The sequence below is a fragment of the Oceanirhabdus seepicola genome (assembly GCF_023684385.1).
Lineage (GTDB): Bacteria > Bacillota > Clostridia > Clostridiales > Clostridiaceae > Oceanirhabdus > Oceanirhabdus seepicola.
The window spans coordinates 478,824-505,375 of the sequence record NZ_JAGSOJ010000004.1; the positions used below are offsets into that span (position 1 = coordinate 478,824).

Annotated in this window: 19 protein-coding genes; 3 read left to right on the top strand and 16 right to left on the bottom strand. The window is 27.7% G+C overall.

Annotated features, from left to right (window positions below):
- Positions 1–55: 55 nt before the first annotated feature.
- Both KDK92_RS19290 and KDK92_RS19295 read right to left on the bottom strand, forming a co-directional pair.
- Positions 56–5,428, bottom strand: coding sequence for a diguanylate cyclase (locus KDK92_RS19290; RefSeq protein WP_250861027.1), 5,373 nt, complete (start codon positions 5,426–5,428; stop codon positions 56–58).
- 115 nt (positions 5,429–5,543) lie between these two features.
- A complete protein-coding gene (locus KDK92_RS19295; RefSeq protein ID WP_250861028.1) occupies positions 5,544–6,359 on the bottom strand; it encodes a tetratricopeptide repeat protein in 816 nt (271 codons plus the stop codon).
- A 283-nt stretch (positions 6,360–6,642) separates the two neighbouring features.
- Between KDK92_RS19295 and KDK92_RS19300 the strand changes: the two genes are divergently transcribed.
- Positions 6,643–9,186: an FAD-dependent oxidoreductase gene (locus KDK92_RS19300; protein WP_250861029.1), complete on the top strand. Its 2,544-nt coding sequence runs from the start codon at positions 6,643–6,645 to the stop codon at positions 9,184–9,186.
- Positions 9,187–9,248: 62 nt separating this feature from the next.
- On the opposite strand, the gene KDK92_RS19305 is transcribed toward KDK92_RS19300, so the two are convergent.
- Together KDK92_RS19305 and KDK92_RS19310 are read right to left on the bottom strand one after the other, a co-directional pair.
- Positions 9,249–9,437, bottom strand: a complete 189-nt coding sequence (locus KDK92_RS19305; RefSeq protein ID WP_250861030.1) for a hypothetical protein — start codon at positions 9,435–9,437, stop codon at positions 9,249–9,251.
- A 57-nt stretch (positions 9,438–9,494) separates the two neighbouring features.
- A complete protein-coding gene (locus tag KDK92_RS19310; protein ID WP_250861031.1) occupies positions 9,495–11,228 on the bottom strand; it encodes a phosphoenolpyruvate carboxykinase in 1,734 nt (577 codons plus the stop codon).
- Positions 11,229–11,462: 234 nt separating this feature from the next.
- On the opposite strand from KDK92_RS19310, the gene KDK92_RS19315 reads away from it, so the two are divergent.
- Complete coding sequence (locus tag KDK92_RS19315) at positions 11,463–12,575, top strand: iron-containing alcohol dehydrogenase family protein (protein WP_250861032.1); 1,113 nt, start codon at positions 11,463–11,465, stop codon at positions 12,573–12,575.
- 291 nt (positions 12,576–12,866) lie between these two features.
- Here KDK92_RS19315 and KDK92_RS19320 read toward each other — a convergent pair whose 3' ends face one another.
- From KDK92_RS19320 to KDK92_RS19355, 8 genes are all read right to left on the bottom strand, one after another.
- Positions 12,867–13,856 (bottom strand): spondin domain-containing protein, encoded by a 990-nt coding sequence (locus tag KDK92_RS19320; RefSeq protein WP_250861033.1) that lies wholly within the window; start codon positions 13,854–13,856, stop codon positions 12,867–12,869.
- An 85-nt stretch (positions 13,857–13,941) separates the two neighbouring features.
- The gene (locus KDK92_RS19325) at positions 13,942–15,138 is read right to left on the bottom strand and encodes a hypothetical protein (protein WP_250861034.1); all 1,197 of its coding nucleotides are present in this window, start codon (positions 15,136–15,138) and stop codon (positions 13,942–13,944) included.
- Between the two features lie 18 nt (positions 15,139–15,156).
- A complete protein-coding gene (locus tag KDK92_RS19330) occupies positions 15,157–15,360 on the bottom strand; it encodes a hypothetical protein (protein ID WP_250861035.1) in 204 nt (67 codons plus the stop codon).
- Between the two features lie 91 nt (positions 15,361–15,451).
- Complete coding sequence (locus KDK92_RS19335) at positions 15,452–16,093, bottom strand: TIGR03943 family putative permease subunit (protein ID WP_250861036.1); 642 nt, start codon at positions 16,091–16,093, stop codon at positions 15,452–15,454.
- On the bottom strand, positions 16,090–17,217 hold the full coding sequence (locus KDK92_RS19340; RefSeq protein ID WP_250861037.1) for a permease: 1,128 nt from the start codon (positions 17,215–17,217) through the stop codon (positions 16,090–16,092). The genes KDK92_RS19335 and KDK92_RS19340 overlap by 4 nt, the downstream gene beginning before the upstream one ends.
- A gap of 38 nt (positions 17,218–17,255) precedes the next feature.
- Positions 17,256–18,086, bottom strand: coding sequence for a metal ABC transporter permease (locus tag KDK92_RS19345; protein WP_250861038.1), 831 nt, complete (start codon positions 18,084–18,086; stop codon positions 17,256–17,258).
- A gap of 360 nt (positions 18,087–18,446) precedes the next feature.
- A complete protein-coding gene (locus tag KDK92_RS19350; protein ID WP_250861039.1) occupies positions 18,447–19,130 on the bottom strand; it encodes a metal ABC transporter ATP-binding protein in 684 nt (227 codons plus the stop codon).
- A gap of 9 nt (positions 19,131–19,139) precedes the next feature.
- Positions 19,140–20,048 carry a metal ABC transporter solute-binding protein, Zn/Mn family gene (locus tag KDK92_RS19355; RefSeq protein WP_250861040.1) on the bottom strand — a complete coding sequence of 303 codons (909 nt, stop codon included), beginning with the start codon at positions 20,046–20,048 and terminating at the stop codon, positions 19,140–19,142.
- Between the two features lie 181 nt (positions 20,049–20,229).
- On the opposite strand from KDK92_RS19355, the gene KDK92_RS19360 reads away from it, so the two are divergent.
- Positions 20,230–20,658: a Fur family transcriptional regulator gene (locus KDK92_RS19360; protein ID WP_250861041.1), complete on the top strand. Its 429-nt coding sequence runs from the start codon at positions 20,230–20,232 to the stop codon at positions 20,656–20,658.
- Between the two features lie 287 nt (positions 20,659–20,945).
- Here KDK92_RS19360 and KDK92_RS19365 read toward each other — a convergent pair whose 3' ends face one another.
- From KDK92_RS19365 to lepB, 4 genes are all read right to left on the bottom strand, one after another.
- Positions 20,946–22,502, bottom strand: a complete 1,557-nt coding sequence (locus KDK92_RS19365; RefSeq protein WP_250861042.1) for a hypothetical protein — start codon at positions 22,500–22,502, stop codon at positions 20,946–20,948.
- A 233-nt stretch (positions 22,503–22,735) separates the two neighbouring features.
- Positions 22,736–24,292 (bottom strand): hypothetical protein, encoded by a 1,557-nt coding sequence (locus tag KDK92_RS19370; RefSeq protein ID WP_250861043.1) that lies wholly within the window; start codon positions 24,290–24,292, stop codon positions 22,736–22,738.
- Between the two features lie 427 nt (positions 24,293–24,719).
- Positions 24,720–25,535, bottom strand: coding sequence for a hypothetical protein (locus KDK92_RS19375; RefSeq protein ID WP_250861044.1), 816 nt, complete (start codon positions 25,533–25,535; stop codon positions 24,720–24,722).
- Between the two features lie 99 nt (positions 25,536–25,634).
- Complete coding sequence (gene lepB, locus KDK92_RS19380) at positions 25,635–26,231, bottom strand: signal peptidase I (protein ID WP_250861045.1); 597 nt, start codon at positions 26,229–26,231, stop codon at positions 25,635–25,637.
- Between the last annotated feature and the right edge of the window lie 321 nt (positions 26,232–26,552).

Consider the following 26,552-nt stretch of genomic DNA (forward strand, 5'->3'; position numbering starts at 1 on the left):
TTATGAAAATAAAAAGGCTAACGCTATATAAAACCTTATATGCGTTAGCCCTTTTTTAATTTTTATCACTTTCTTTTCCATCACATGGTTGACAAAAGATTCTCTTTGCCAGTTTAATAATAACATTTACAAAATTAAGGTTTTCATAGTTAAATTCCTTCTCTGAAGTGGGAACTTCTAAAAGTAATACAGCTATTACTCTCTCGTGATCTATAAGAGGAATACATATTATGGAGTTCCAGTCTGGTAGCCCTGTAAGGGGGTTATTCCTATTACGTAAATTCCAATCGATTGTACACATTTCCTTTTTATTTTCTATGACTTCTCTTACTATCTCTTTGTTGTAATCTTCTTTCTTAATCCACGACTCATTGTATCTTCTTCGTGAAAAGACCTCTGCTATTCTACCATCATTTACTTTAAACAAAGTTCCATCTTCAGCTTCTGTAGTCTCAATCAATCTTCCTAAGAGTTTATAAATCTTGTTAGATGAACCTATTTGTTCATCCACTAAATCCAAAACTTCAATAAATGTAAGTACATTTCTAGAATCTTCAACAGAGTTTCCAGTAATTATTCCTGAAAGTTTATTCGCCCCTTTATTTCCAAACTCCATAAGGGGTGTATATATTTTAACCCTATTTCGTCCTTCTTCTTTAGCATCATATAATGCCTTATCAGCCTTCTCAATTAGTTCCTCTTGTAATTGACTATGCTCTGGGTACGAAGCTAAACCTATACTTACAGTTACTGGGTAATTTTCTCCTATAATATTGGAATTCATAAGATTAATTCTTATTCTTTCTGCAATTTTCATAGCCTCATTAGCCCCAGTATTAGGTAAAATAATTAAGAATTCTTCTCCACCATATCGTCCTATTATGTCATCTGTTCTTATTGAATTCTTCATTATTCTGCTGGCTTCTTCTAATACCTCATCACCTTTTTGATGCCCAAATTTATCATTTATATTTTTAAAGTGATCTAAATCAGCTATTAATACACTTAATTCATTTCCTTCTTCATATGTTTTTTCTAATTCTAACTTAAATGAATCCATTAAATACTTTCTTGTATATACTCCTGTTAATTTATCAATTGCAGAAATCATCTTAAATTCATAACTACTCATAATAGAACTGATAAGCGGCATTAATTCTAGACATTTTGAAACAGTATGCTCATTAAAATTATTCAAAATATTATATGATTCTATATAAAGAACACCTTTAATTCTACTACTCTTATTTTTAACACGATTTCTATCGTTTATATTTATTATATCTCTATGATATGAATCTTCTATAGGCAAACATATAATACCATTCATCCTACCATCCACATTAATTCTACTTTTCTCCCCGTGGAGTTTATTAAAGGTTATATTTTCCCTAGTTATCTTTACTCTGTCAATTATATTCATATCTTTAGGTAGTTGAACATCTCCATTACTACTAAAAATAACCTTATGTTCCGAACTATTACTTTTAATTATCATACATCTCGATGCTAACGTTATATTTTCAAGAAAATTACATATAAATTTCAGATTTTCCTCTGGACTAGAGAATAAATTCCTAGTTATATCTTTAATATCTTCAATATAATATAATTCCTTATGTTTATATAATTTTTTAGTGTATTCATTAAAAGCTTTACTATTTACAATCTCTTTGAAAAAATCAAAAGAAATCATACTTTTAAATTGATCTTCTATTCGCATTTCATAATTGGTATCTTCATTATTTCTTGTGAAGTATATTTTCAGTTCTCTGATAATAGCTAACACTTCATGTAAAATCTTTCTATCTATAAAACTTTCTTTATATTTTAAAGGAATATATTCATAAATTTCTTTAAAAATGTCAATTGCAATTAGATAATAATTAAGAGCGTAGATATAATTCTTCTTTTTATAATAAATTGATGCTATGACATAATTGCCAAAAAGACTAATTAATTTCATCTTTGTATCTTTTATTTCATTCATCAAACCTATTAATTTCTCAATATCATAATCCTTCTCAGTGTATGCCCTAGCTATTTCATATTTAATCAGGCTATTTATATTCATATTATCTATTTTCAAAGCAATTATTTTTTCAAATATACTTTTTAAGTAATTTTTATATCCTATTAAAGCAAGAGTAACAGCTAATTCAAAGAGCATATTCATCTTTTCTGTTGGATAGATTATCCTATCTATTATATGAAAGCTATCTTCTAAAAGCTTGTCTACATCTTCTCCTCGATAAAACTTTATTAAATTTTTTGTAAGATATACTCTCCATAAAGCCTTATTCTGTTCTTCTCCATAGACTTGTTCAGCCTTATCACAAAGCTCCTTTGCATAATCTAGATTCAGATAAAAAAGAGCTCTTAGTGCTGCTGTAATATAATATTCACCTTTGTCTCTATTATAATCACCATTCTTAGCAATTATTTCTTTACATTCGGAATAGTAATTCTCCACTATCTTTAAATTACCATATTTCAAGTTTAAAGATACAAACGCAACATTTGTAGATAGTAAGCTCTGCTTATCATTTCCACCTTTTAAAATTTGTATTGCTTTGTTAAGATATATTTCTCCTCTTTCCAAATTATTTAAATCTATATTTGACTCTGCTAAATTGGAGAATATAAGTGGAAGAATCTCAATAATTCTATATTCTTCTGCTATCTCTCTACTTTTTTCAAAGAACTCCATACCTTTTTGAATATCTTGAAAATGTTCATAATATATAACAGCAATATTATTTAAACAATGTATTTTACCTTTAATATAATTATCTTTTTCATAGTATTTCAACGCTTGTTTAAAACATTCAATTCCCATCATTGTATTAGATTTCAGAAAATTAATTATTCCTTCAATATTATAAAGTTCCCCTAATATTCTATATTCACTTTCAGAAGCAAGCTCTTTTGCTTCCTTCAATATTTTAGATCCTTCTTCAAGATCACCCTGCTGGAATGCATATATTCTTGTTTTATTTAAAAGGTAATATAAATATCCTTTTTTATATTTAGTTTTTGAATATAATTCAAACATAATCTCAACAAGTTCTTCACATTTTGAAGTGTTTTTGCTTCTATTAAATAAATTTGTCAACTCATTCAATATTTCAAATCTAAGTTCAATAAAGTTTCTTCCTTCTGCTTTTTCATCCGCTTCATGTAATATTTCAATTGCTCTTTCACTTTCCCCACACTGATGATTTAATAGAGCAAGCTTTATCATTATTCTTATATCATTCTCATCATAATTGTCTGAATATCTAATAGCTTTTTCCAAATACTCAATAGCTAATAAATTATCATTGATGTTAATCATATTCTCCGCTAAAAGGCTACAATATTCTTTCACCTTTGAATAATCTTGAGCTTTTTCAAAGTGATTTACCATATTTCTTATATCTATCTTTTCCCCACTCAAATATTTTTTTTCAAAGATCAAAGCAATCAAATTATTATAAGTTTTCTTTTCATCGTCCTTTAATCTTCCATATATAACATCTTTCATCATTTTGTTAGTAAAATAATATTGTCTTTCATATCTTTGATTATTACGAGATAATAATCCTTTTCTACACAATGAATCTATTGAATATAAAATATCAGCTTCGGAATAATTAAATGCTTCTTTAATAATTTCTATGTTAATATCATCTTTTAAAACAGAAAGTTTTTTTAGAAAATCATAGTTATCTTTGTTCAAATCATTTATTTGTCCCATTGATGCTATAACAATATTTTCTGGTAAATCTAACTCATCATAATCTTCAAAGTCTATTGTCCATTTTCCAATACTTTCATCAATATACATAACTTTTTTTGCAAAAAGATCTTTTATTACTTCTTGAACAAATATGGGATTTCCATAAGTATGATTAAATATTCTCTTTGCAAATTTATTTGGAAGATAGGACATACTAAGCATGTCCTTAATTAACATCGTTGAATCTTTAAGATTTAACGATGTTAGCGGAATATTAAGATTGTTATTCTTATCTTTAAACTTTGTAATAAATCCATGAGCAAACTTATTTAACCAAATTTCTTCATCACTATATGACAATATAAACAAAATATTCTTATCAAGATTATTCTTTAACAAGTGCATCTCTAAAATTTCAATTATATATTCTGATGCATATTGAAGATTATCAATTATTATAATTGCCTTTTTATTTTCTATAGCATCATATATAAAATTCAGCAATCTACTATTGAATTTATATCTTTCATTTGTATCATTAAACAAAGAAATTGGTTGTATTTTTTTTGAATTTATTTCTGGGATTATTAATTTGAATTCTTCTTCATATTTTTTAACTATCTCTTTTTTTGTTTCATGAAAAAATTTCATAATGATTTCTTCAAAGATTATGTAATTATTATTCTCTTTACTTTCTAACAAAAAACTTGAATATATCTCATTACTTCTAAGTTTTAATTTGTATTCAATTTCATTTAAGAATCTAGTCTTACCCATACCATTTGGAGCATGAACAAATGCCACTCCATTCTCATTTTTATCATACCATTCAAGTATTTCTTTTATCTCTAAATCTCTTCCATACATTTTATGTTTAAAATTAATTTTTTCAACATCATTAACATCATAAAATTTTTCTTCAAGATTATAAATTCTATTGAACTGCTCTACTAATTCTTCAATACTTTTATATCTTTTCTTTTGATTTTTATTTATCATTTTTCTTACAATAATGAATAACTTCATTACCATATTATTTTTATCTTTTATCTCATTTAAATCCTTCACATCGCTATTAAAATTCGGAATAATAGTATTCTTGATTATCATGCCTAAAGAATATATATCTATACTCTCATTTATTTCTTCACCATTTATAAGCTCCGGAGCTTTATATTCTAATTTCTCATTATCCACTGATAATATATTATATTCATCAATTTTACTACTAAGTATATCTCTTATCTTAGCATGTAATTGATTGTTCTCATCATGATATATTATAATATCTCCTGGATTTAGATATTTATAGATTTCTCCTTTTAGATGCAAATAACTTAATCCTTTGCATATATCAATAAATCCACTCTTTAATTGTTGAAAATCTTTTATATGGGTAATATCAAACTTATAAGTATCTTCATGCTCAGTTATATAATAATAATAAGAAATATTCTCAACTTTCCTATTATCAATTGATTTTACTATTCCCATATCCAATATCTTAATAATGTATTTACTATTAATACTTAAATATTCATTTATATCCATATCATAAATATCAAAATTCTTGGGGATGTATTCAAGCTTAACTATATTAAGCATTACCTTTTGTGCTTTTAAAACATCATCAGCTAAGTATATAGTCTTATTTGTCTTATGTTCAATAACTTTTATTAATCTATATCTACCATTAATCAATTCCAATTATATCCACCCCCTCAAATTTTACTATATCTTATCCTAATATTATACACCTATATTACATAGTATACAAAAGAAAAACAGAGGAAATCTAATGTATTTCCTCTTAATAATTTTTCTATTCTTGGTATAATTTTTGCTTAAGCTTCTGTTTAATTTCAATTTTTAAGTTTTTAGCATCCTTATTATTTTTATTTATTGAAATAGCCTTCCTGCAACATTCTAATGCTTCTTCATATTTTTCTAACCCCATACAGCTTATAGCTTTATTTATATATATAAAGTCACTTTTTTTCTCTAACTTTAAAGCTTTGTTGCAATATTTCAATCCTTCTTCATATTTTCCCATGTTGTTTAATGCATCAGTACAGTTAATATAATATATATAATTATCTGCTTTTGCCTTAATAGCTTTCTTATATGATTCAAAAGCCTCTTGAAATTGCCCCATATTTGCTAGTGCAATTCCTTTGTTATTTAATGCCTCACTAAATTTAGGCGCTAATTCTTCAACTCTATTATAGCATTTAAGTGACTCCTGATATCTTTCTTGATTCTGCAAACTCAAACCCTTATTATAAAAATAAACAGCATTCTTAGGATTCAATTCAATTGCTCTATCAAAATATTTTGTAGCTTTCTCAAACTCACCTTTCTCATCAAGAATATTTCCTACCCCATTATAATTCTCACTGTTCTGAGGATTAATTTTCATTGCTTTATCAAAATATTTTAGTGCTTCAGTGTATTTTCTTTTCTCATAATATGCATACCCAATACAGCTATATATTTCATCGTTATTAGGTTCTATGTTAAGCGCGTTTTCATAAGATTTTATGGCATCATTAAATTTGCCCTCTCTCATATGTTTATGACCATCTTCTCTATGTGGATTTTCAATGTTTTGATTGCCTATTTTTTGGATTTTATCCATGTAAACACTCCTCAATAATTACTATCATGTAGGGCATAATATATATATATTTTATGCAAATTAAGTTAATTAAGTTACTAAAAATACTGAGGATGTTATAAATTTAAAAATTAAAATAAGATTATTAAGAAATTAACGTTAAATTTCAAACAAATCACTTGTCTAAAAGAATCATTTATTATATAATAAAAATATAACAAATAATAATTATTACTTAATAATAATTAGTTTAAATTACTTAGCATAAAACGCATTTAGAATATATTATATAGGAGTGTTTATAATGAAATCAGTTGAAATAAAAAAAGATATTTATTGGGTAGGATCACTTGATCCTAATTTAAGAGTATTTGATATTATTATGTATACGCCCTTTGGAACCACTTACAATTCATACGTAGTTAAAGGCAGTGAAAAGACTGCCTTATTTGAAACTGTTAAAGAAAAAACATTTGATCAATATATGGAAAGATTAAATCATCTAGGTATATCTATTGACAGTATTGATTATATTATCGTAGATCATACCGAACCAGATCATGCAGGTTCTGTTGCTAAGATTCTTGATTTAGCCCCAAATGCTAAGGTTGTTGGATCAATAACTGCTATTCAATTTTTGAAAAATATCGTTAATAAGCCTTTCCCTTATATTGAAGTGAAAGATGGAGACACTTTAAGCTTAGGGGATAAAACTTTAAAATTTATTAGTGCTCCTTTTTTACACTGGCCTGATTCAATGTACACTTATATTGAAGAGGATAAGATATTAATGACTTGTGATTCATTTGGAAGCCATTACTGTAGTGAAGGAATATTTAATGACAAAATTGAGAACCAAGAAAATTACATGGAAGCACTAGAATATTATTTCAATATGATAATGGGTCCTTTCAAGAAATATGTTTTAAAGGCTATTGAGAATATTGAACATCTTGATGTTGACATTATATGTCCTGGACACGGTCCAATTTTACGAGATAACCCCAGAAAGATTGTTGATATATATAAAAAGTGGAGCGAAGGATATGCTGTTGAAAATATTATACCTAAGATAACTCTTTGTTATGTTTCAGCTTACGGATACACTGAAGAAATGGCTAAAAAAATTGTAGAAGGAATTAAATCTGTTGGTGAATTTGATATAAGTCTTTACGATGTAATTCATCATGATTTGAATGATATTTTATCAAGAATAAATAATTCAGATGGATTATTATTTGGTACCCCAACAATTAATGGTGATGCCTTAAAACCCATATGGGATATATTGATAAATCTTAATCCATTAGTTCATGGTGGAAAAGTAGCTGGGGCATTCGGCTCATTTGGATGGAGTGGAGAAGGTGTTCCAAATGTTATGGAAAGATTGAAGCAAGTTAGACTAAACCTTACAGATTCTTTAAAATTTCCTTTTAAGCCAAACACAGAAGAACTGCAAGATGCATATATATATGGAATTGATTTTGCTAAGAAAATCAAAGAAAGCATCAAACCTAAAGATGGTTCAAAAATAACTAAGCATTGGAGATGCATTGTATGTAACGAAGTTTTTGATGGTGATACTCCACCTGAAACTTGCCCCGCTTGTGGTGCAACAGCTGAACAATTTGTTGAAGTTCATATTGAAAAAATTCAATTTATTTCTGATTTAGAAGAAGAACTTGTTATAATTGGTAATGGCGCAGCTGGCTTCTATGCTGCCGATGCTGCTAGAAAACGCAACCCAAAATGTAATATAACAATTATAACTGGTGAAAATTCTATTTCATATTATAGACCTTTATTATCTGATGGACTTAGTGAAGATTTAAATGAAGATGTATTCTACTTACAGAGTGAGGATTGGTATAAAGAAAATAATATTACCCTAATGTTAAACTCTATAGTTAGTCATATTAACAGTGATGATAAAGAGTTAACAATCAATAATGATTCTATTATTAAGTACGATAAATTAATACTTGCAAATGGTAGTAGAAATTTTGTACCGCCTATTAAAGGAATTGATAAAAAAGGTGTATATACTCTTAAAGATTTAGACGATCTTAATAATATAAAAGCTAATCTTAATGATGTTGAAAATGTATTTATAATAGGTGGTGGACTAACTGGACTTGAAAGCGCATGGGAATTAAAACAATCAGGTTATAATGTTTCTGTTGCTGAACTTTCATCTAAATTATTATGCAAACAACTTGATTATGATTCTTCAAACTTATTAAGAGAAGCAGTAACTAACTGTGATATAAATTTATATATGGAAAATTCAGTTGTTGAAATATTGGGAGACGATAAAGTAACTGGAGTGAAACTTCAGAATGGCGAAGAATTACCCGTTGAACTCATAATATTCTCAATTGGTATAAGACCTAATATCGAAATAACTCAAGAAAGTAACATAGAAATCAATAGAGGAATACTTTTAAATTCAAGAATGGAAACATCAATAAAAGATATATATGCATGTGGTGACATAGCTGAATTTGATGGAATTGTGTATGGCAACTGGCCAGCTGCAATTGAAATGGGTATGATTGCTGGTTCAAATGCTATTGGTGATAAATTAAACTTCCAAAACTTTATCTCATCAACTGCTTTCAGTGCCATGAATGTTGAAATATTCTCTTGTGGTGTAGTATTTGGAGATAATCTTGAGGAGTTAATCAGAGTTGATAAAATTAATAAAACTATGAAGAAATTATTTTTTAAACAAGGAAAAATAGTTGGCGGTATACTATTTGGAAATGTAAGCAAATCAGTTGCTTTATCACAAAGTATTGAAAAAAATATAACTTTAGAAAAAGTTTTATCATTAAATATCCTATAAAAAATTAAAAACCTTTGAAAAAAGTTGAGAAAAGAAAAGAACGGCAAGAATTTGCCGTTCTTTTAGATATTAATATTATATCTTTCTAAAATATTTGAAGAAGAATCCTCTTTTTTCTCTTCTTCTTTTTGGTTATTTTTTTTGTTCTCATTTTTCTTGTTCTCATTCTTTTTTTCAGTCTGACATGAGGAAAAACTAATAACCATAAAAATAACTAATAATATAGCAGCTATAATTTCTCTTTTTTTCATATTGATTAACCTCCGTGATTTTATTTTTCCCTTCAAGGAAAATAAAATTCATAGAAATTAATCTTTAATCAAATCAAATAACTTACGAGCTGCAGCCTTTGGCCCTTCCTTTTCTTTTCCTGATATACCAAGAAGGGTTCTTATTTGACCAACCTTAATTCCTTTTTTATAGAAAGCTTTAAAATATCTATCTATAAGTATATCCGTTTGTTCTTGTCTTTGTATTGGTCCAAATGGATTAGCAAAATAAGATGTAACTAAACCAGTCTCTGTAGTAGTCCCTTTTGCTATTCTTGCTCCTTCTTTAAACACCTGTATTGCTTTGTCAACATTATCAAAGAACTCAATTTCTTCTCCTTCTTCATAATTGTTTGCATAAAAAATATAATCCACTAGTCTACCACATGTTATCTCATGATATGTTGAAATAGGAATAATAACTCTAGCATTTACCTTGTCTGGATTCATAAAAATACTTCTATCAATTTCTTTATATGCATATCCAATATCTAAATCATCTAACCTAACAAAAGCTCCTGTCTCAGTTCCATATCCTATTATATTTCCTTTTCCTTCAAGCTTTAACACTCCCATATCGTCAAAGACTATACTCATCTCTTTTACATATTCTTCACTAAGACTTCTAAAAGCTTCTAAGCTCTCTGATTTACCAGCCCCACTATCTCCAACAATAACAACATTAATTACTTTCCCACTCTTCAGAGTTATTCTCACCATAGCTCCATGAATAGGAAGATACTCATTCTCAATCATTCTAACGTTATGAAGTGTCAATATCATTTTCTTCATGTATCCAAAATAATCTATGTCCTCATGATAATTTGCAAATCCTATCATGATATCATTGTCTTTATCATTATAAAATGCCGTTCTCATCTCTTCATGACCATCTTTTGCTCCAAAAACATATATTATATCTGGTTTTTTATTTGTATATTCCTCTTCTTTAGCTAACTCAAATAAGTTACATAAAGTTAATCCTAATGACATGAAATCTCTGTGAAAATATACATATGCCAATAATTCTCCAACCTTGGCAGGATAACAGAACCAATGATCTTCATTTATTCTTATATATTCAAGTGGATTGCTATATGTCTCCGTAAATGTGCCTGTTCTCTTATTCTTTTTGGGATACGTTATGAATGGGGGTTGAAGAATTACCTCCTCTATAAAAGGTACCTTACTCAAAAATTCATATTCGTCTGGTGTATTCCATTTTATATTATTAACAATTATTCCTGCATTAGCACCAGCTGGAATTTGTCTATATACTCTATGCTTATATCCATTTACAGTCTCTTCTATTCTTCTATAAGTATCTAATACTAATTTAGTAAAGTTATTATTCGCTTCAATAAAACTCACATTCTGTATTCCTTTACCAACTCTATTATTCTGTATAATTGCATATCTTTCAATTTTTCTCCAAAAACTATATGCACCTTCTATAAATTCAATTAGTAATTCTTTATTAGTGAAAATCGACTTATATTTTTCATTCAACCTAATAATTTCTTCTACTTCAAAAACTAACAGTAATTTAAAAATATCTTTTAAATATTCCTTTAATTCATTTTCATCTTCCATCTTGCTGCAATCAATTAGATGTCTATAGATTGTATTATCGTTTTTCTTTATTTTCTTAATATAAGATGTTATAACTCTATCAAAGCCATAACTATCTAATAATTGTTCTCCAGTCTCGCAGTACTTCATAGTAAAATTAATCATTGCATTCTCTCTACTTAATGAAAATCCTTTTTTCATTTAATCCCTCCTGAGTTTTCTAATCTATTTATTATTATAATACTTTCAGTCGGATAATTCAAAAAATTGCAAGATTATTCTCTTAAAATTTCATTCACACCTTTGTAAAATATTAACATTTCGTTAAATCTTATTTCTTTTTTTATTCTTCTGTACTTTATTTAAAAGTAGTAGTATTATAAATATAGTATAATTTTTAGAGTATATCGTTAAAGATAGTTAGGGGTGATTATTTTGAATAAGTTCCATTATTTAATGCCTACAGAGATATTGTGTAATCAAGATGTTGTAAGGGAGAATAGCAATATTTTTAAATCTTTAGGCAATAAAGTTTGCATTATGACAGGCGCTAACTCTTCGAAAAAAAATGGTTCTTTAAACGACACTATATATTCTCTTGATAAAGAGAATATTGAATATATTGTATTTGATTCTGTAGAAGAAAATCCGTCTGTTGAAAATATCATTAATGCTTTTAATGCTGTTAAAAAAGAGCAGATAGATTTTATAATTGGTATTGGCGGCGGATCACCAATAGATGCTTCTAAAGCCTTAGCAATTTTGTTAAAAAATCCTGAGATGGATCCATATAAAATCTTTGAGATTAGCGACCTTGAATCTATACCTGTAGTTGCTATACCAACAACTGCTGGTACTGGTACAGAAACTACTCCTTATGCAATATTGACTGATAATCGTGTTGGTACTAAAAGAAACTTTAATCAGAAAGTTTTTCCTAAATATGCATTGTTAGATCCATCATATCTCATTGGAACGCCAGATGAGATTACTATAAACACGGCAATTGATGCTTTATCACACCTTATAGAAGGTTATTTATCTGTAGATTCAAATGTATTCAGTGATTTTACTGCTGAAAAAGGATTTGATGTATTTAATGATTGTATTGACTCACTTTTAGCAAATGATTTTCCTTATGCTATAAGAGAAAAACTGCTATTAGCATCTACGCTTGCAGGAGTTGTTATATCTCAGTCAGGTACTTCTCTACCACATGGTATGGGATATCCGTTGACTTATCATCATAAAACACCTCATGGTAAAGCTAATGGGCTACTTTTAAAAGCATATTTGAACTTTTGTTATGAAAACATAACTTTACGACGTAAAGTTGAAACCATACTAGATTTATTAGATTTTGATACAGTAGATCAATTTGGTCAATTTATCAAACAACTTATGCCAAATAATTGCTGCATTAGTGAAAGTGATTTAAGAAAATATACTCTTTCAATGATGAAAAATGAAGGCAAACTAAAAAAACATGCAGGTCCTGTTGAAGAAAAGGATATTTATGAGATTTATATAAATAGCTTAACGCTATAACAAAAGCACGGCATAGCCGTGCTTTTGTTAATGTATAATTGATAATGTATAATGGATAATGATGGTTGTTTCTGCTTTTGCAGAAACTAAATTGTATTGTTCTTTAGAACAAGATGTTTTTACTCATTTTATCTGCGATAAAATATTGTATTTAAAATACAAGGTTTCATCCTTAGATGAAACGAGTGAATCCCTATTGTACACAGAACAATACAATTAAAATTTCAGGAACTGAAATGTCCATCATTCTCCATTATCAATTATCCATTATCCATTTCTTTTATGTTTTTATCAGTCGTCATCTCTTACAAACATTATACAACCTACTGGAATTAATTCTCCATCGCATAGGAAAGGTTCTTTTTCAATTCTCATAATCTTATCTTGAGGTTGAGTTTTCTTACCTTTATCCTCATATGATTTCCCTTCCATTGTACCAGCATCATAAGCGTAAATCATAACAATTTTCTTATCTACCCATCTTCCTTCTTCAATTAAACATACACTATCAAGACCAGTGAACCAATCTGGGCTAGGTCCTATCATTGCAGCCATTGAAACCATTGGATATTCTTCACACACTTCTATTTCTGTTTTTCTCTCTTTATCCGAACTTTTTCCACCTTTTATAAAAAATTTATCATCGATTCCGCCTTTTTTCTTCATCTTTGAAATTTCCTTTTCAAGATGACCATTTTTTCCTGTTTCAGCTAGTTTAGCTAATCCCTTTGAAGCCATATTGCCTTCTTTCCATAAACAAGCTTTTTTATTATGTACTATTCCCACAAATGTTGAGAAAGAAGCATCTTCAGGAAACTTATTTGGATGTGTTTTTTTATTCCATAAACTTTTAAATATCACTTTATACTCTATTTCTTCTTCTTCATCTTTATGGTCTATAGTTTCCGCTTCTTTTTCCTCTACAATTCTTCTGTCTTCTGTTTTATCTTTTTTATCTTCTATTGGTAGTTTTTCTTCATCAAACTTATTAGTATCTTCTTCTGATACAGTTCCTTTGTCTTCTAATTTACCATCTTTATCTTCTATTTGCAGTTTTTCTTCATCAATATTATCAGTATCTTTTTCTAATTGTTCCTCATTATTATCTAAGAGCTTTCTTATTTTATTTAAAAACGTCTCTTCTTCCTCTACTATTATCTTATCTTCGTTCTTAAGTTCTGGATCTAATACATTATTTAATGCAAATGTATTTTGAATTTCACCTATAAATACAAAGCTAAAAATTAATATTAGTAATCCAAAATTTAATCTTTTAATCATAATATATCCTCCTTAATTATTAATTTTTATTTACACGTTTATTTTATCCAAGTAACAATTAAATATGTGATATATATTTATGTATCTATATCTCTACATTGATAATAATAGGTTTATCATCCTCAGTATAATAAATTCCTATTAAAGTCTCTTCATCAATCCATGAACAATCTCCAATAATCTTCATAAGATTTATATCTTTTACTTTATAGTATTGACCATTACTTCCAATTATCCTATTGTTATATCTCTTACTTTTTATCAAACATCTATTTCCATTTATGCTAGGGATAATCATATCTAAATATTCATATTTAAAGGAATATTTATGAAGTCTGTTCTCTTCAATATTATAAATTATTGTGCTACTTTCATCGGATAGTAATATATTATGATTAACTTGCTTTACTACTTGAAATTGTTCTGCTACTTCATTCAACTTAGTCATTGCACCATTCTCGTATTCATATAATATCCCATTTTCAAAAGATATGAGCTTATTCTTATAGCTACTAAGAAAATTACCTGCAATGACACATTCGGCTAGCTCATAATTTTCATCTCTTCTTATAACATACTTTTTGTTACCTTCAGCAAATACTTCCCCCTTATCTGTTATTAATACTTTTTTTAGATAGTCTCTTTTGAAATCTATTTTATTAACTTCCAGTTTTTCTATATCAAAAACTACAATTTTCTTCCCTTCCTTATCAGCGTAAGTATAATATTTTGAATTATAGGACCAACTATCGACAAAGTCTTCTATAGGATTCTCTGCAATTTTTATACCCGTGCCCTCTTTTACATCAATATAATAAACATACTTTATATTGTCTTTCTCATTAAAAGAAGAGTAAATAATATTTTCACCTTTTCTATCTACACTAACTTCACTTCTATCGTTATCAAAATCATCTAATTTCCTTAAATCAATAAATCGTTCTTTCATGTTATTTTCACTATCTATATATATAATAAATTTAGTGTTGCTTAATATTATTTTCTTTTCATTAGAAAAAACTATTCTCAACACCTCTTTTTCTGGAATATTATTGGTGATTTTTATTTCATATTTATCCTCATTTGTTTTTACAAAACTCTCATCATCTCTATTACTAAATACATCAATAACATCCTCTGGATTTAAATTTATCATTTTAACATCTTCTGACATAAAAACACTTTTAGATTTTTGCTCAAAATTTGAAACCCATAAAATAAAACTTAAAACCCCCATTATTACAATAATCGGGATTGTTAATACGCCTTTTGTATTTTTCATATAAACGACTCCTCCAACCTAATTCTTTTCTACAAGTTCTATCTTCTCCTTCTCCAATAGTCTGTTTTTTTCAATAGTCAAATGTTTATAAAAAATATCTTTTTTACTTCCTTCATTTTCTCTAGTTTTAATTCCTTCTTTATAAGCAATCAAGAAAAATATCCCAAATAATATAATTAGGAATAACCCAAAGATTATAAACATTTTAGAGTTCTTTTTCACAATACCACCTCTTATCTCTCTATATCATTCCCAATAATATTAAAATTTAATAACTAAACATAAAAAAAATGCACGCGGATGCGTGCATTTTTCACCTATAAATATATAGGTTTTTAATTTTTTCATCTTTCTCTATTTCTGATATATATAATACCATCTCGCCTGAGACTAATCTTATATCACCTTTAACTTTGCATATTTTGCCTAAGTAATCCTCTATTCCTTCAGTATAACATTTTAATCCTATAACCTGTGAATCTGCTGCACAACAAGCCATAATTATTTTAGTAATGAAATACTCTCCCTCCGAGTTCTTTATTATTGCTCCCTTTAACTCTAAGTTCATTCCGACTACCTCTTTATCATGGTGTATTCTATTATATATATCTAAAAATTCATCTTCATACTCACCATGAACATGAACATGTACATGCTCATGTTTTTCTATAGGTTTATTATACATTATTCCCTTTAAATCAAAGTTATTTAAAAATATGAATCCCAATAATAATGGAATAAAAAATATTCCCATAGACAATGTAGACTTTATATTTCCTTTATATAATATATCATAAATTAAAAGTAATACTAGCGCTATAATAGCTGCTTCAACCATAATCACCATTCTTGGGTGTATCAGGAAAATTATTTTACCACTTACCACCATTGATAAAAAAAGTACTATCAACCCGATGAGTATAAGTGTCCATAATGAAATATTGTTCTTCTTCATAGTACCACTCCTCCTAGTAGATTAATAATACATCCTAGAATGAATACTACTGAGAAAATAACAAATATTAATTTAGCTATAAATTTACCCTTGAAAGAGCTACTCAACATTAAAGTGTTCTTTAAATCTATCATAGGTCCTAATATCATAAACCCTAAAACTGAACCTGATGTAAAAGTACTTGCAAAAGTTTTTGCTATGAAGGCATCAGCTTCTGAACATAATGATAACACAAAAGCCAGTATAAGCATTATAGATATAGATATAACAGAATTTCCACCTACTATACTTAATACATCTCTCGATATAATCACTTGGAATATAGCCGATAATAGAGCTCCTATAGTGAAATATTTTCCTATGGTCTTTAACTCCTCATTTGTATGATGGATTATTTCCAAAAGCATGTCTTTTATAAACGCTTGTCTGTTTTTTTGTGAGTAAATTTTATTATTTTTTTCTGATTCTTCATTGCAATGACCACATCCACAATCATGAGAATGTGTAAATACAATTTTCTTCTTTTTCATCACATTACCCTTTGTGATTTTTTTCTGTTTTAATGGTTTTTTATCACCAAGAATAAGTATGATAATACCTATAATACATGCACATAAATACCCAAGTCCACTTCTCAAAATCGCAGTACTTATATTTGAAAATGCATAATATGTTGATACCATAACAATAGGATTGACAATTGGTACCGAAATCATAAAAGTTATTGCAATATGTATTGGTAACCCCTTTTTTATCAACCTTCTAACTATTGGAACTATAGCACACTCGCATACCGGAAATATTATACCAAGCAAACTAGCTACCATTATCCCAAGAATATTCTTTTGTGGAAGTATACGTTTTATTGTCTTTTCTGATACAAATAAATGTATCAATGATGATATAAATGAACCTAATAATATAAATGGAAAACCCTCCATTATAATACTCATAAATATCATTATAAATGAATTAATTGCCCCATTATCAAAATAGATAAACTTAAAAATATCTTTTCCGTTAATTATGATAATTCCTACCTCTATCACAAAATATATGATCATAATAACAAGAAAAATTGATAATCCCTTAATTACTTTATCCCAAAAATTTTTCTGGTCCAAACAATTCCCCCTTAATAATTGTTATGGTGGCAGAAAAACTATTCCATATTACATGTTTTTTTCTTCTTTACTCTACCATTAATAAGAGCTGAAATAACATAACATGCCGTTGATACAATAATTATTGTAGCTCCTGATTGTATATCAAAATTATATGACATGATTAATCCAGCAAAGCACATAATAGCACCTATTATTATTGAAAGTATCATAATCTTTTTCAGATCATTTGAGTATAATTTTGCTATAGATGTTGGAATAGTCAGTAATGCGATAACTAGTATGATACCTACTACCCTTATCAAAACCACTATACTAAATGATATTAATATAAATAAAAAATATTCTAAAATAGTTGTATTTATACCTACAGCTTTGCTATATTCCTCATCAAAAAGATATGCTTTCCAATAATTAAAGATACTAAAAAATGAAATAACTATAATAATATCAAGAATTGCCATTAGAATTATATCAAGATTTGAAACTCTTAAAATATCTCCAAAAAGATACGATGTCAATGATGGTGGATACCCAGGTGTCAAAGATATAAAGAGAATTCCCAAAGCCATACCAAGAGACCAAAACATCCCTATTATAGCATCTGACTTTCCCTTACCATTTCTTTTAATATAAACTATACCCATTGAAGATAAGATTGCAAATAATAGGCCTCCAAAAATAGGCTCAAAGTTCAAATAATATCCTAAACCTATTCCTCCAAAAGAAGTATGTGCTATACCACCACTCATCATTACTAATCTCTTTTCTACAATAATTGTTCCAATGATACCACAAACTACACTAGATAGTAATGCAGCAATAAAAGCATTCCTCAAAAATGCATAATTAAAAATAGCCTCTAACATAAAACCCTCCTAACTTCTTTTGCTACTTTAGAATTTCAGGTGTTGAAAAAGTTCAAGATCAAGGAACAAGGTGAACGAGCAGTTCAAAAAAACTTAATGTAGAATGTATAATGGATAATGTATAATGATGGATGTTTCTGAATACTCAGAAACTACATTTTATCGCTCTTTAGGACAAGGGGTTTTTACTCATTTTATCCTAGGATAAAATATCGTAATTTTAATACAATGTTTCATTTAAATGAAACGAGTAAAACCCTATTGTTCAAGGAACAATAAGATTAAAATTTCTCGGAGAGAAATATCACTCATTATCCATTATACATTATCAATTATCCATTATGCTTTTCAAACTCCCCCTTAGCTGGCATAGCTGTCGAATACCTGTCCTATCCCTTCATCATCAGGTTCACCATAATATACTATCTCTCTATCAATTATTAAAGCCTTATCTATATATTTACACACCATGTTAAGATTATGACTAACAAGTATAATAGCCATATTGGAGTTTAATTCTTTTAATAATTCAAATATCTCCGTCTTAGCATCTGTATCAAGGCTAGCTGTTGGTTCATCTAGTAGTATTACATGAGGATCACTCACAAGTGCTCTTGCAATTAACACCTTTTGTAGTTGCCCTCCTGATAACTCCCCTATTTGTCTATCCTTCAAATCTATTATTCCTAATTTTTTCATCACACTATAAGCTTTATCATTCTCTTTCCTAGAATATCCTCTCAAAAATCTAATCCTTTTCTCTAAGAATCCCATCATAACAACATCTATAACTTTAATAGGAAAACTTTTATCAAAGGATACAGATTGTGATACATAGGATATATTGGTTTTTTCAGAAATCCGTACTTCTCCATTTTGTGGTTTAAGTATTCCAAGTATAACTTTGAATAACGAGCTCTTTCCAGCTCCATTTGGTCCTAAAACTCCTATAAACTCTTTTTTATCAACACTAAAGCTGATATTTTTCAACGCTATATTATTATCATATTTTAAAGTTACATTTCTAACATCAATCAATTTCACTTCACACCTCTATCTTATTCCATACTTTAAAGCCTCAATTACTTTTTGTATATTTTCTTCATAATTTTCTTCTAGAGGGTTTATTTTATACACCTCTCCACTAATTTCTCTTGCTATAATTTCAGCCTGCCTACTATCGATTTCTGCTTGATAAAATACAGTTGTTATATTATTCTTTCTACATATATCTATTATTTCTTGCATTCTCTTTGGAGTCGCTTCCTTACCTTCATCTTCTATTGTAATCATATTCAAACCATAATCATCTGCCAAATATCCTAGTGAAGGGTGATATATAAGAAATGACTTATCATTTTCAACTAATTCTGTGATTTGATTGTGAAGATTATCTAATTTCTCACTAAATTTTATATAGTTCTCTTCATATGTATCTTTATTTTCTGAATCAATTGATATCAATAGTTCTTTGATTTCCTGAGACATTAATTTTACTCTTTTGGGAGACATCCATTGATGAGGATCTACACCCGCATGGTTATGACCTGCATGTTCTTCATGGTCTTCATGCTCTTCATTGTCTTCTTCTGAAAATGTTCTTACACCATACATTTCAAATGCTTTCTCTGATAAATCAATTATCTCTATGTTTTTATTAAAATCTCTTACACTTTCAATTATGTTCTCTTCTGCTGGGACCCCTATGGTAAGATATAACCTCGCCTCAGACAATTGCTGCATACTTTTAGGTGATGGTTCATAATTTGTTGGACTATATCCTGGTGGAATCATTGTAATTACTTCATATTTATCTCCTGAAATTGCCTGAACAATTCCTTTTTGAGGAGGTATGCTTACAGCGATTATATTTCCTTTATTTGCGCCTTCACTATTTCCATTACACCCAACTAATAATAATAGAAACATTGCGCTAATTATGATTAAACTTATTTTTTTCATAAACCCTCCTACTTGCAATTAATTTGCATTTTCATGTACTATTATATTACTATATTTTTTCTATGTCAACATACACCTTTATAGTCTTACCAGTTCATGATAATATAGACTTGTAAGAAAAAAAATTTGTTATTCACCATCAGTAATTATATATACTTTTTGAGAAACAGGAGATGTTAAAATGAGCTTTGAAAATTTATGTGATCTTCTTAAAAGAAACAATTTCAAATTGACTGACCAAAGAAAATCAATTCTGTTTACATTATATGAAAATAAAGATTCCTTAATGAGTCCAGAAGATTTATTGGTGGCTGCTAAAAAACGTTGTACTAAATTAAATCTATCAACAATTTATAGAAATATAGAAGCGTTACTGAAACTAGATTTATTATATAAACACATTAAAGATAATGGCTCAACTTTATATAAATTAAAACTAAAAGATTCCCATGCACATCACATGATATGCACAAAATGCGGGAAAACAGAAGCAGTAGATTTTTGTCCAATTGAAGCCTTTAAAGGAATAATAGATAAAAAACAATTTCAACTTACAGAACATAAACTTGAATTATATGGTCATTGTAAAGAATGCAGCGATGATGAATAAAAAAACTCACGGCTAGCCGTGAGTTAAAAGAAATGGATAATTGAGAATGTATAATGTATAATGATGGATGCTTTTGCTTCAGGGCAAAAGCTACGTTAGTATTATTCTTTAGAACAATATAAGTTTACTCATTTTATCTGAGATAAAATATTGTATTTAGATACAATGTTTCATAAAAATGAAACGAGTAAAATTCTATTGTCCACTTACCAATAAAATGTAGTTTCTGACCAAGGTTAGAAACCTCCCACATTATCCATTCTCCATTATCAATTATACATTTATTTTTATGTGATATACGGTACAAAAACACTTAATACTAAAAATGTTTCTACTAATAATACACTTTTAAAAGGTATTAATGGAATCATCTCTATATCAGTTATAAATATTAAATAACTAAATACACTTGATACCAAATATATAATTAAAGTTATTGCTAATCCTACACCTAGGCTCAAGTATTCTGGCATCATTCCTGCATACTTACCATATACAATGTTTTTCATCATATATAATTGACATAAACCTACAAATATTAATGCTCCTATATATGTTATTCTACTCATCTTTTCATTAAACTTATAGGATATAAATGATATTATTCCCATAACAAAGAACGCTATAAATATCCAAGTTATTCCTATTACAAATATATATGCTAATGAATATGCTGCTCCCTGCAATGATATACCAAATGCCTCTCTTCTCTCTTCTTTTGAAATATAGTTCATACTGTCTTTGATTAATTTTTTTGAAGAACTCAATTTAACATCATAAGAATTTACTCCCATGAATTCACAAAATACCACATACTCTTCATAATTTGCTATATAATACGCCATTTTTCTGCTATTAGAAACAAATCTGTAATCTACAATATTTCCATCTTTTATTCTAAATTCTACTACGTCTTGTACAAAAAATCTCTTATCCATATACCTTTTTACATATCCAAAGAATGTTCCATCAGAACCCCCTGTTATTACTCCTTTTATAGGTTGTCCTTGAATTTCACTAACTTCTGATTGTGACTTACCGTCACATAGATTGTAAGATATACTCTTTGTACGTCTAAATCCGCCTTTTGAAAACTCTTCATAAATCAAAACCAATTCTTCATCATTAACATTAAGAACAGGATTATTAAAGCTTAACCCAATACCCTTAAATATACTTATTATCTTCTCTTCTTTAATTTTTTTATTATCTTTTATTGTCATTACATTAAATGAACTATTATTTTCACTATAGTACGATATATAGGTATGTTCTTTATATTTGTCAGCAGAAATATTTTTATAATTACCTTTTGAAAATTCGAACAATACATTGAGGTTATTATCTATAATCTTGATATTTTCTCCTGAAGCAATAAGTATATCTTCATCAGAAAGTTTAATAATTTGATTTATCCCTTCAATAGCTTTTATATCTTTAATTGTGAGATCATTATCAATTAATCCAACATTAAGGTTTCTAACTCCATTTTGAACAATAATCCAACTTATATATAAATTTTCTTTATCCTTTGTAAATGTTACATCAGTCACAAATTCACCAAAATCACATATCTTTTCATCAATAACATCTCCTTGTATATTAGTTTTAACCAAACTAATACCATTCTCTATAGCGTGAACTACATATATTTCCTCTCCAAACGTTATTATACTTGGACTACTTTTAACAAATCCTTTTGAAATAGATTTATCTTTACTCCATTTTTTAGATGGCACATCAGAAGTTACTTTAATATTTTTTTTATAATTTACATATTGAATAGTACCTATGGAAATAATCAAAAAAATCAATGCCCATATAAATATAGTTTTCTTTTTCATATTTTTCTCCCCTTTCCTTATTAATGTAATATAATACTTCCTCTTAATAATATAATATCATAAATATTTACAATAATAATATTCTTATCCAAATTCATCATATTTTAGGTTTAAATGTCATTTAATCACATTTAAAGTACTAGTTTAAATCCTATATTTGTATTTTTATAATAAAAAAACTCACGGATAGCCGTGAGTTAAAAGAAATGGATTTATCAATTATACATTTATTTTTACGTGATGTACGGTACAAAAACACTTAATACCAAGAATGTTTCTGCTATTAATACACCTCCAAAAGGTATCAGTGGAATCATTTCTATATCCCTTTTGAATATTAAATAACTAAATATACCTGATATCAGATATAAAATTAAAGTTATTGCCAATCCTACACCTAGACTCAAATAGTCTGGCATCATTCCTGCATACTTACCATACATAATGTTTTTCATCATATATAATTGGCATAAACCTACTAATATTAATGCACCTATATATGTTATCTTACTCATTTTTTCATTAAAATTATAGGATAAAAATGATATTATTCCTATAACAAAGACTGCAAAAAATAACCAGGTTATTCCTATTACAAATATATACGCAAGGGAAAACGCTGCTCCCTGAACAGATATATTCAAGGCTTCTTTTTTCTCTTCTCTAGAAATAAAATTCGTACTCTCTCTAATTAAATCTTCTGAAGAAGCCAATTTTACCTCATATGAATTTATTCCCATAAATTCACAAAATGCTACATACTCTTTATAGTTTGCTATATAGAATGTTCTTTTTCTACTATTAGAAACATAATTAAAATCTACAATATTTCCATCTTTTATTCTAAATTCTACTACGTCTTGCTCGAAGAATCTTTTATCCATATACCTTTCTACATATCCAAAGAACATTCCATCAGAATCCCCTCTTATTATTCCTCTTACAGGCTGTCTTTGGATTTCAACTAATCCAGACTGTGATTTTCCATTACTTAGATAATACGATATACTCTTTGTACGCATATAACTACCTTTTACAAATTCTTCATAAGTCAAAATCAATTCTTCATCATTAATACTAAGCATGAGATTATCAAAATTTAATGTAATACTCTTAACTATAGATGCAATTTTCTCTTCTTTAACTTTTTTATTATCTTCCAGTGTTATTACATTAAATGCACTATCATTTTCACTATAATACACTATATAGGTATGTTCTTTATATTTAGCAGCTGAAATACTTTCATAAATGTCTTTTTCCGATTCAAATAAAACATAAAGGTTATTGTCTATAATCTTTATATTGTCTCCAGAAGAAATAAGAATCTCCTCATCCGAAAGCTTTATACATTCTGTTATGCCTTCAACAACTCTTATATCTTTAATGGTAAGATCATTATCAATGGATCCAATATTAAAACTCCTAACTCCTTTTTTAACACTTATCCAACTGATATATAAATTTTCTTTACCTCTTGTAAATATTACATCCGCCATAAACTTGTCAAAATCATAATCCTTTGCATCAATAATATCTCCTTGCATATTAGTTTTAACTAAACTAATACCATTCTCTTTAGTATGTACTATATAAATTTCCCCTTCAAAAGTTATAATACTTGGATTACTTTTAACAAAACCTTTTGAAATAGATTTGTCTTTACTCCATTTTTTAGATGGTACTTCCGAAACTACTTCAATATTTTTTTTATAGTTTACATATTGAATCGTAACTGTGGAAATAATCAAACAAATCAAACCCCATATAATTATATTTTTCTTTTTCATGTTTCCTCCCCTTTCCTCATTAAGACATATTCAAATAAATAACTAGTTGATATGCTCGTCCATTTTGTAGAGTCTTTAACTTGTTATTCACTTTTATATACCTAATATTATATCACTAATTTTCTGAAAAGTAAGATTTCCAGCCCAATTCATCATATTTTAGGATAAATTGGTATTTAATTACACTTAAATATCAACTTGAAACATATTATACAAACTCCTCAGCAGATTATATTATTACATATCCTAAATATTACATTCAAGGTAGAAAACATTTATAATTATTCTTTACATAATTTCAACATTATTTTTAAACATAGCTAAATACTATATCTGTTAAAAGTAAACTATTCTACTTTGATATAATTTCCATCAAAAAAAAACTGAAAAGGACAATCTTAAAAAAGCCTTTTCAATTTATATATTATTATAAATTTAAATTTTTAAACAGTTCTTCTAAGGCCCCCTGTAGCTTTAGTGCCTTTTCTATACTCCATTGTTCATCATTATAGTATTCTAAATCTATATACGATTTATATCCATTTTCTCTTTTCTCTTCAAAATATATCCCCTTAAATGATTCATAATCATCTTCAAAAATATAATATTTTCCGTTTTTATTTTCTCTTTTTACAATCTTATTATAGTGTTTTATTAATTGAGAGTTTAATTTATCATTTTTCCTAAATATGCTCATGGATATAGTTCCCTTAAGGTTACTATATTTAATTTTAATCAAATCAATATTATCCTGGTTTATCTCTCTTTTGAATACTCTATTTAGCTCTCCATCACTTAATATCTTTTCATCGCTAAAATACCACTCTTTATTCTCTTTTTCTGTTACATTTAAGCTATCAAATTTAAAGTCCAAAATTTCTTGTGGAATAATTATATCATTATAATATTCTTGAAAATCTTCTATATTTCTAAATTCTTTATTACCTGTAATGATTAATTTTTTACCTTTGTATTCAATAGCTACACTTTCATCATATTGAAGTTTCGCCTGCTCTTCTAAAACTATCTTATTTATTATACTTTCTTCTTCCACAGTGGATTCCTTTGATATTATCTCATTATTATCCACTTTTGCTTCATTAATTTCTCCCACAAAATTCTCTACTTTGGGTTCTTCATCATAAGTTTTATCATTTATAAAATTTTTTTTATTTTCATTAGACGAACATGCTGTCAAAAATATAACTAGAAACAAAGGTACTATAGATTTTAAATATCTCATATTTGTCTCCCTTACCCATTCTATGTTAAATTATATCTCTAATACACGCTGGATAAGTTACAATAAAGTAAAAATATTAAAGTGTCTTTAATTTTTTGTTTATTTTAATTCACCAAATCTATTAAATGGGAAAAATACAAACTGCGCTTTTCCTTGAATATCATCTTCTGATATATATGGTTGTTTCCAATATCTAGCATCTACTGATGAACTTCTATTATCTCCAAGGAAAAAATAATGACCTTCTGGAATTGTATATTCACCTAACTCCATATTACCATATGAAAATGTTGTATATAAACCTTTATTGAATTCCTCTTCATTTATTTGATGTTTAACATAATTTTCTTCTGATAATTTGCCATTAACATAAAGCTCTCCATTTGGCATGAGCTTTATAGTATCTCCTGGAAGACCAATCAATCTCTTGATTAGTGTTTTGCCATTTTCTTGACTATCAAAAACCAGTATATCTCCTCTTTCAATCTTATCAAAATTATAAATTCTAGTAACAAGTATTCTATCCTGTAATTGTATTGTAGGTAGCATTGACCCTGTAGGAACCTTAACGTTAAAAAATACAAATTGTCTTATCAATAAAAATAACACTAGTGCTCCTAAAAATGGATATATCCAATCCTTCATAAAAGAACTCTTAAAAAAATTTATTTTATCACTATTTTTAACTTCATCCATTAGTCACATTCCTTTCTGGCTTAATCTTTATATTTAATATAAATTATAACATTTATTATTACACAATTTATATAATTTATAGAAATTCAGAGAAAATTCATAGATTAATTATAATTTAATACCGTTGCAGAGCACACTACTCGTTCAATAATGAAGAATTGAAAGCTTCAGGCTTTAAAAAAGTTCTAATCTTTTATAAGATTTCTTAAAAAAAACATAACTTTTTATTTATATGCTCGTATATATTATGAAAAACTCTTCCACAGAAAAGAGAAGGTATCTACCCCTAGATCCTTCTCTTTTTTTATTTTCACATCCCTT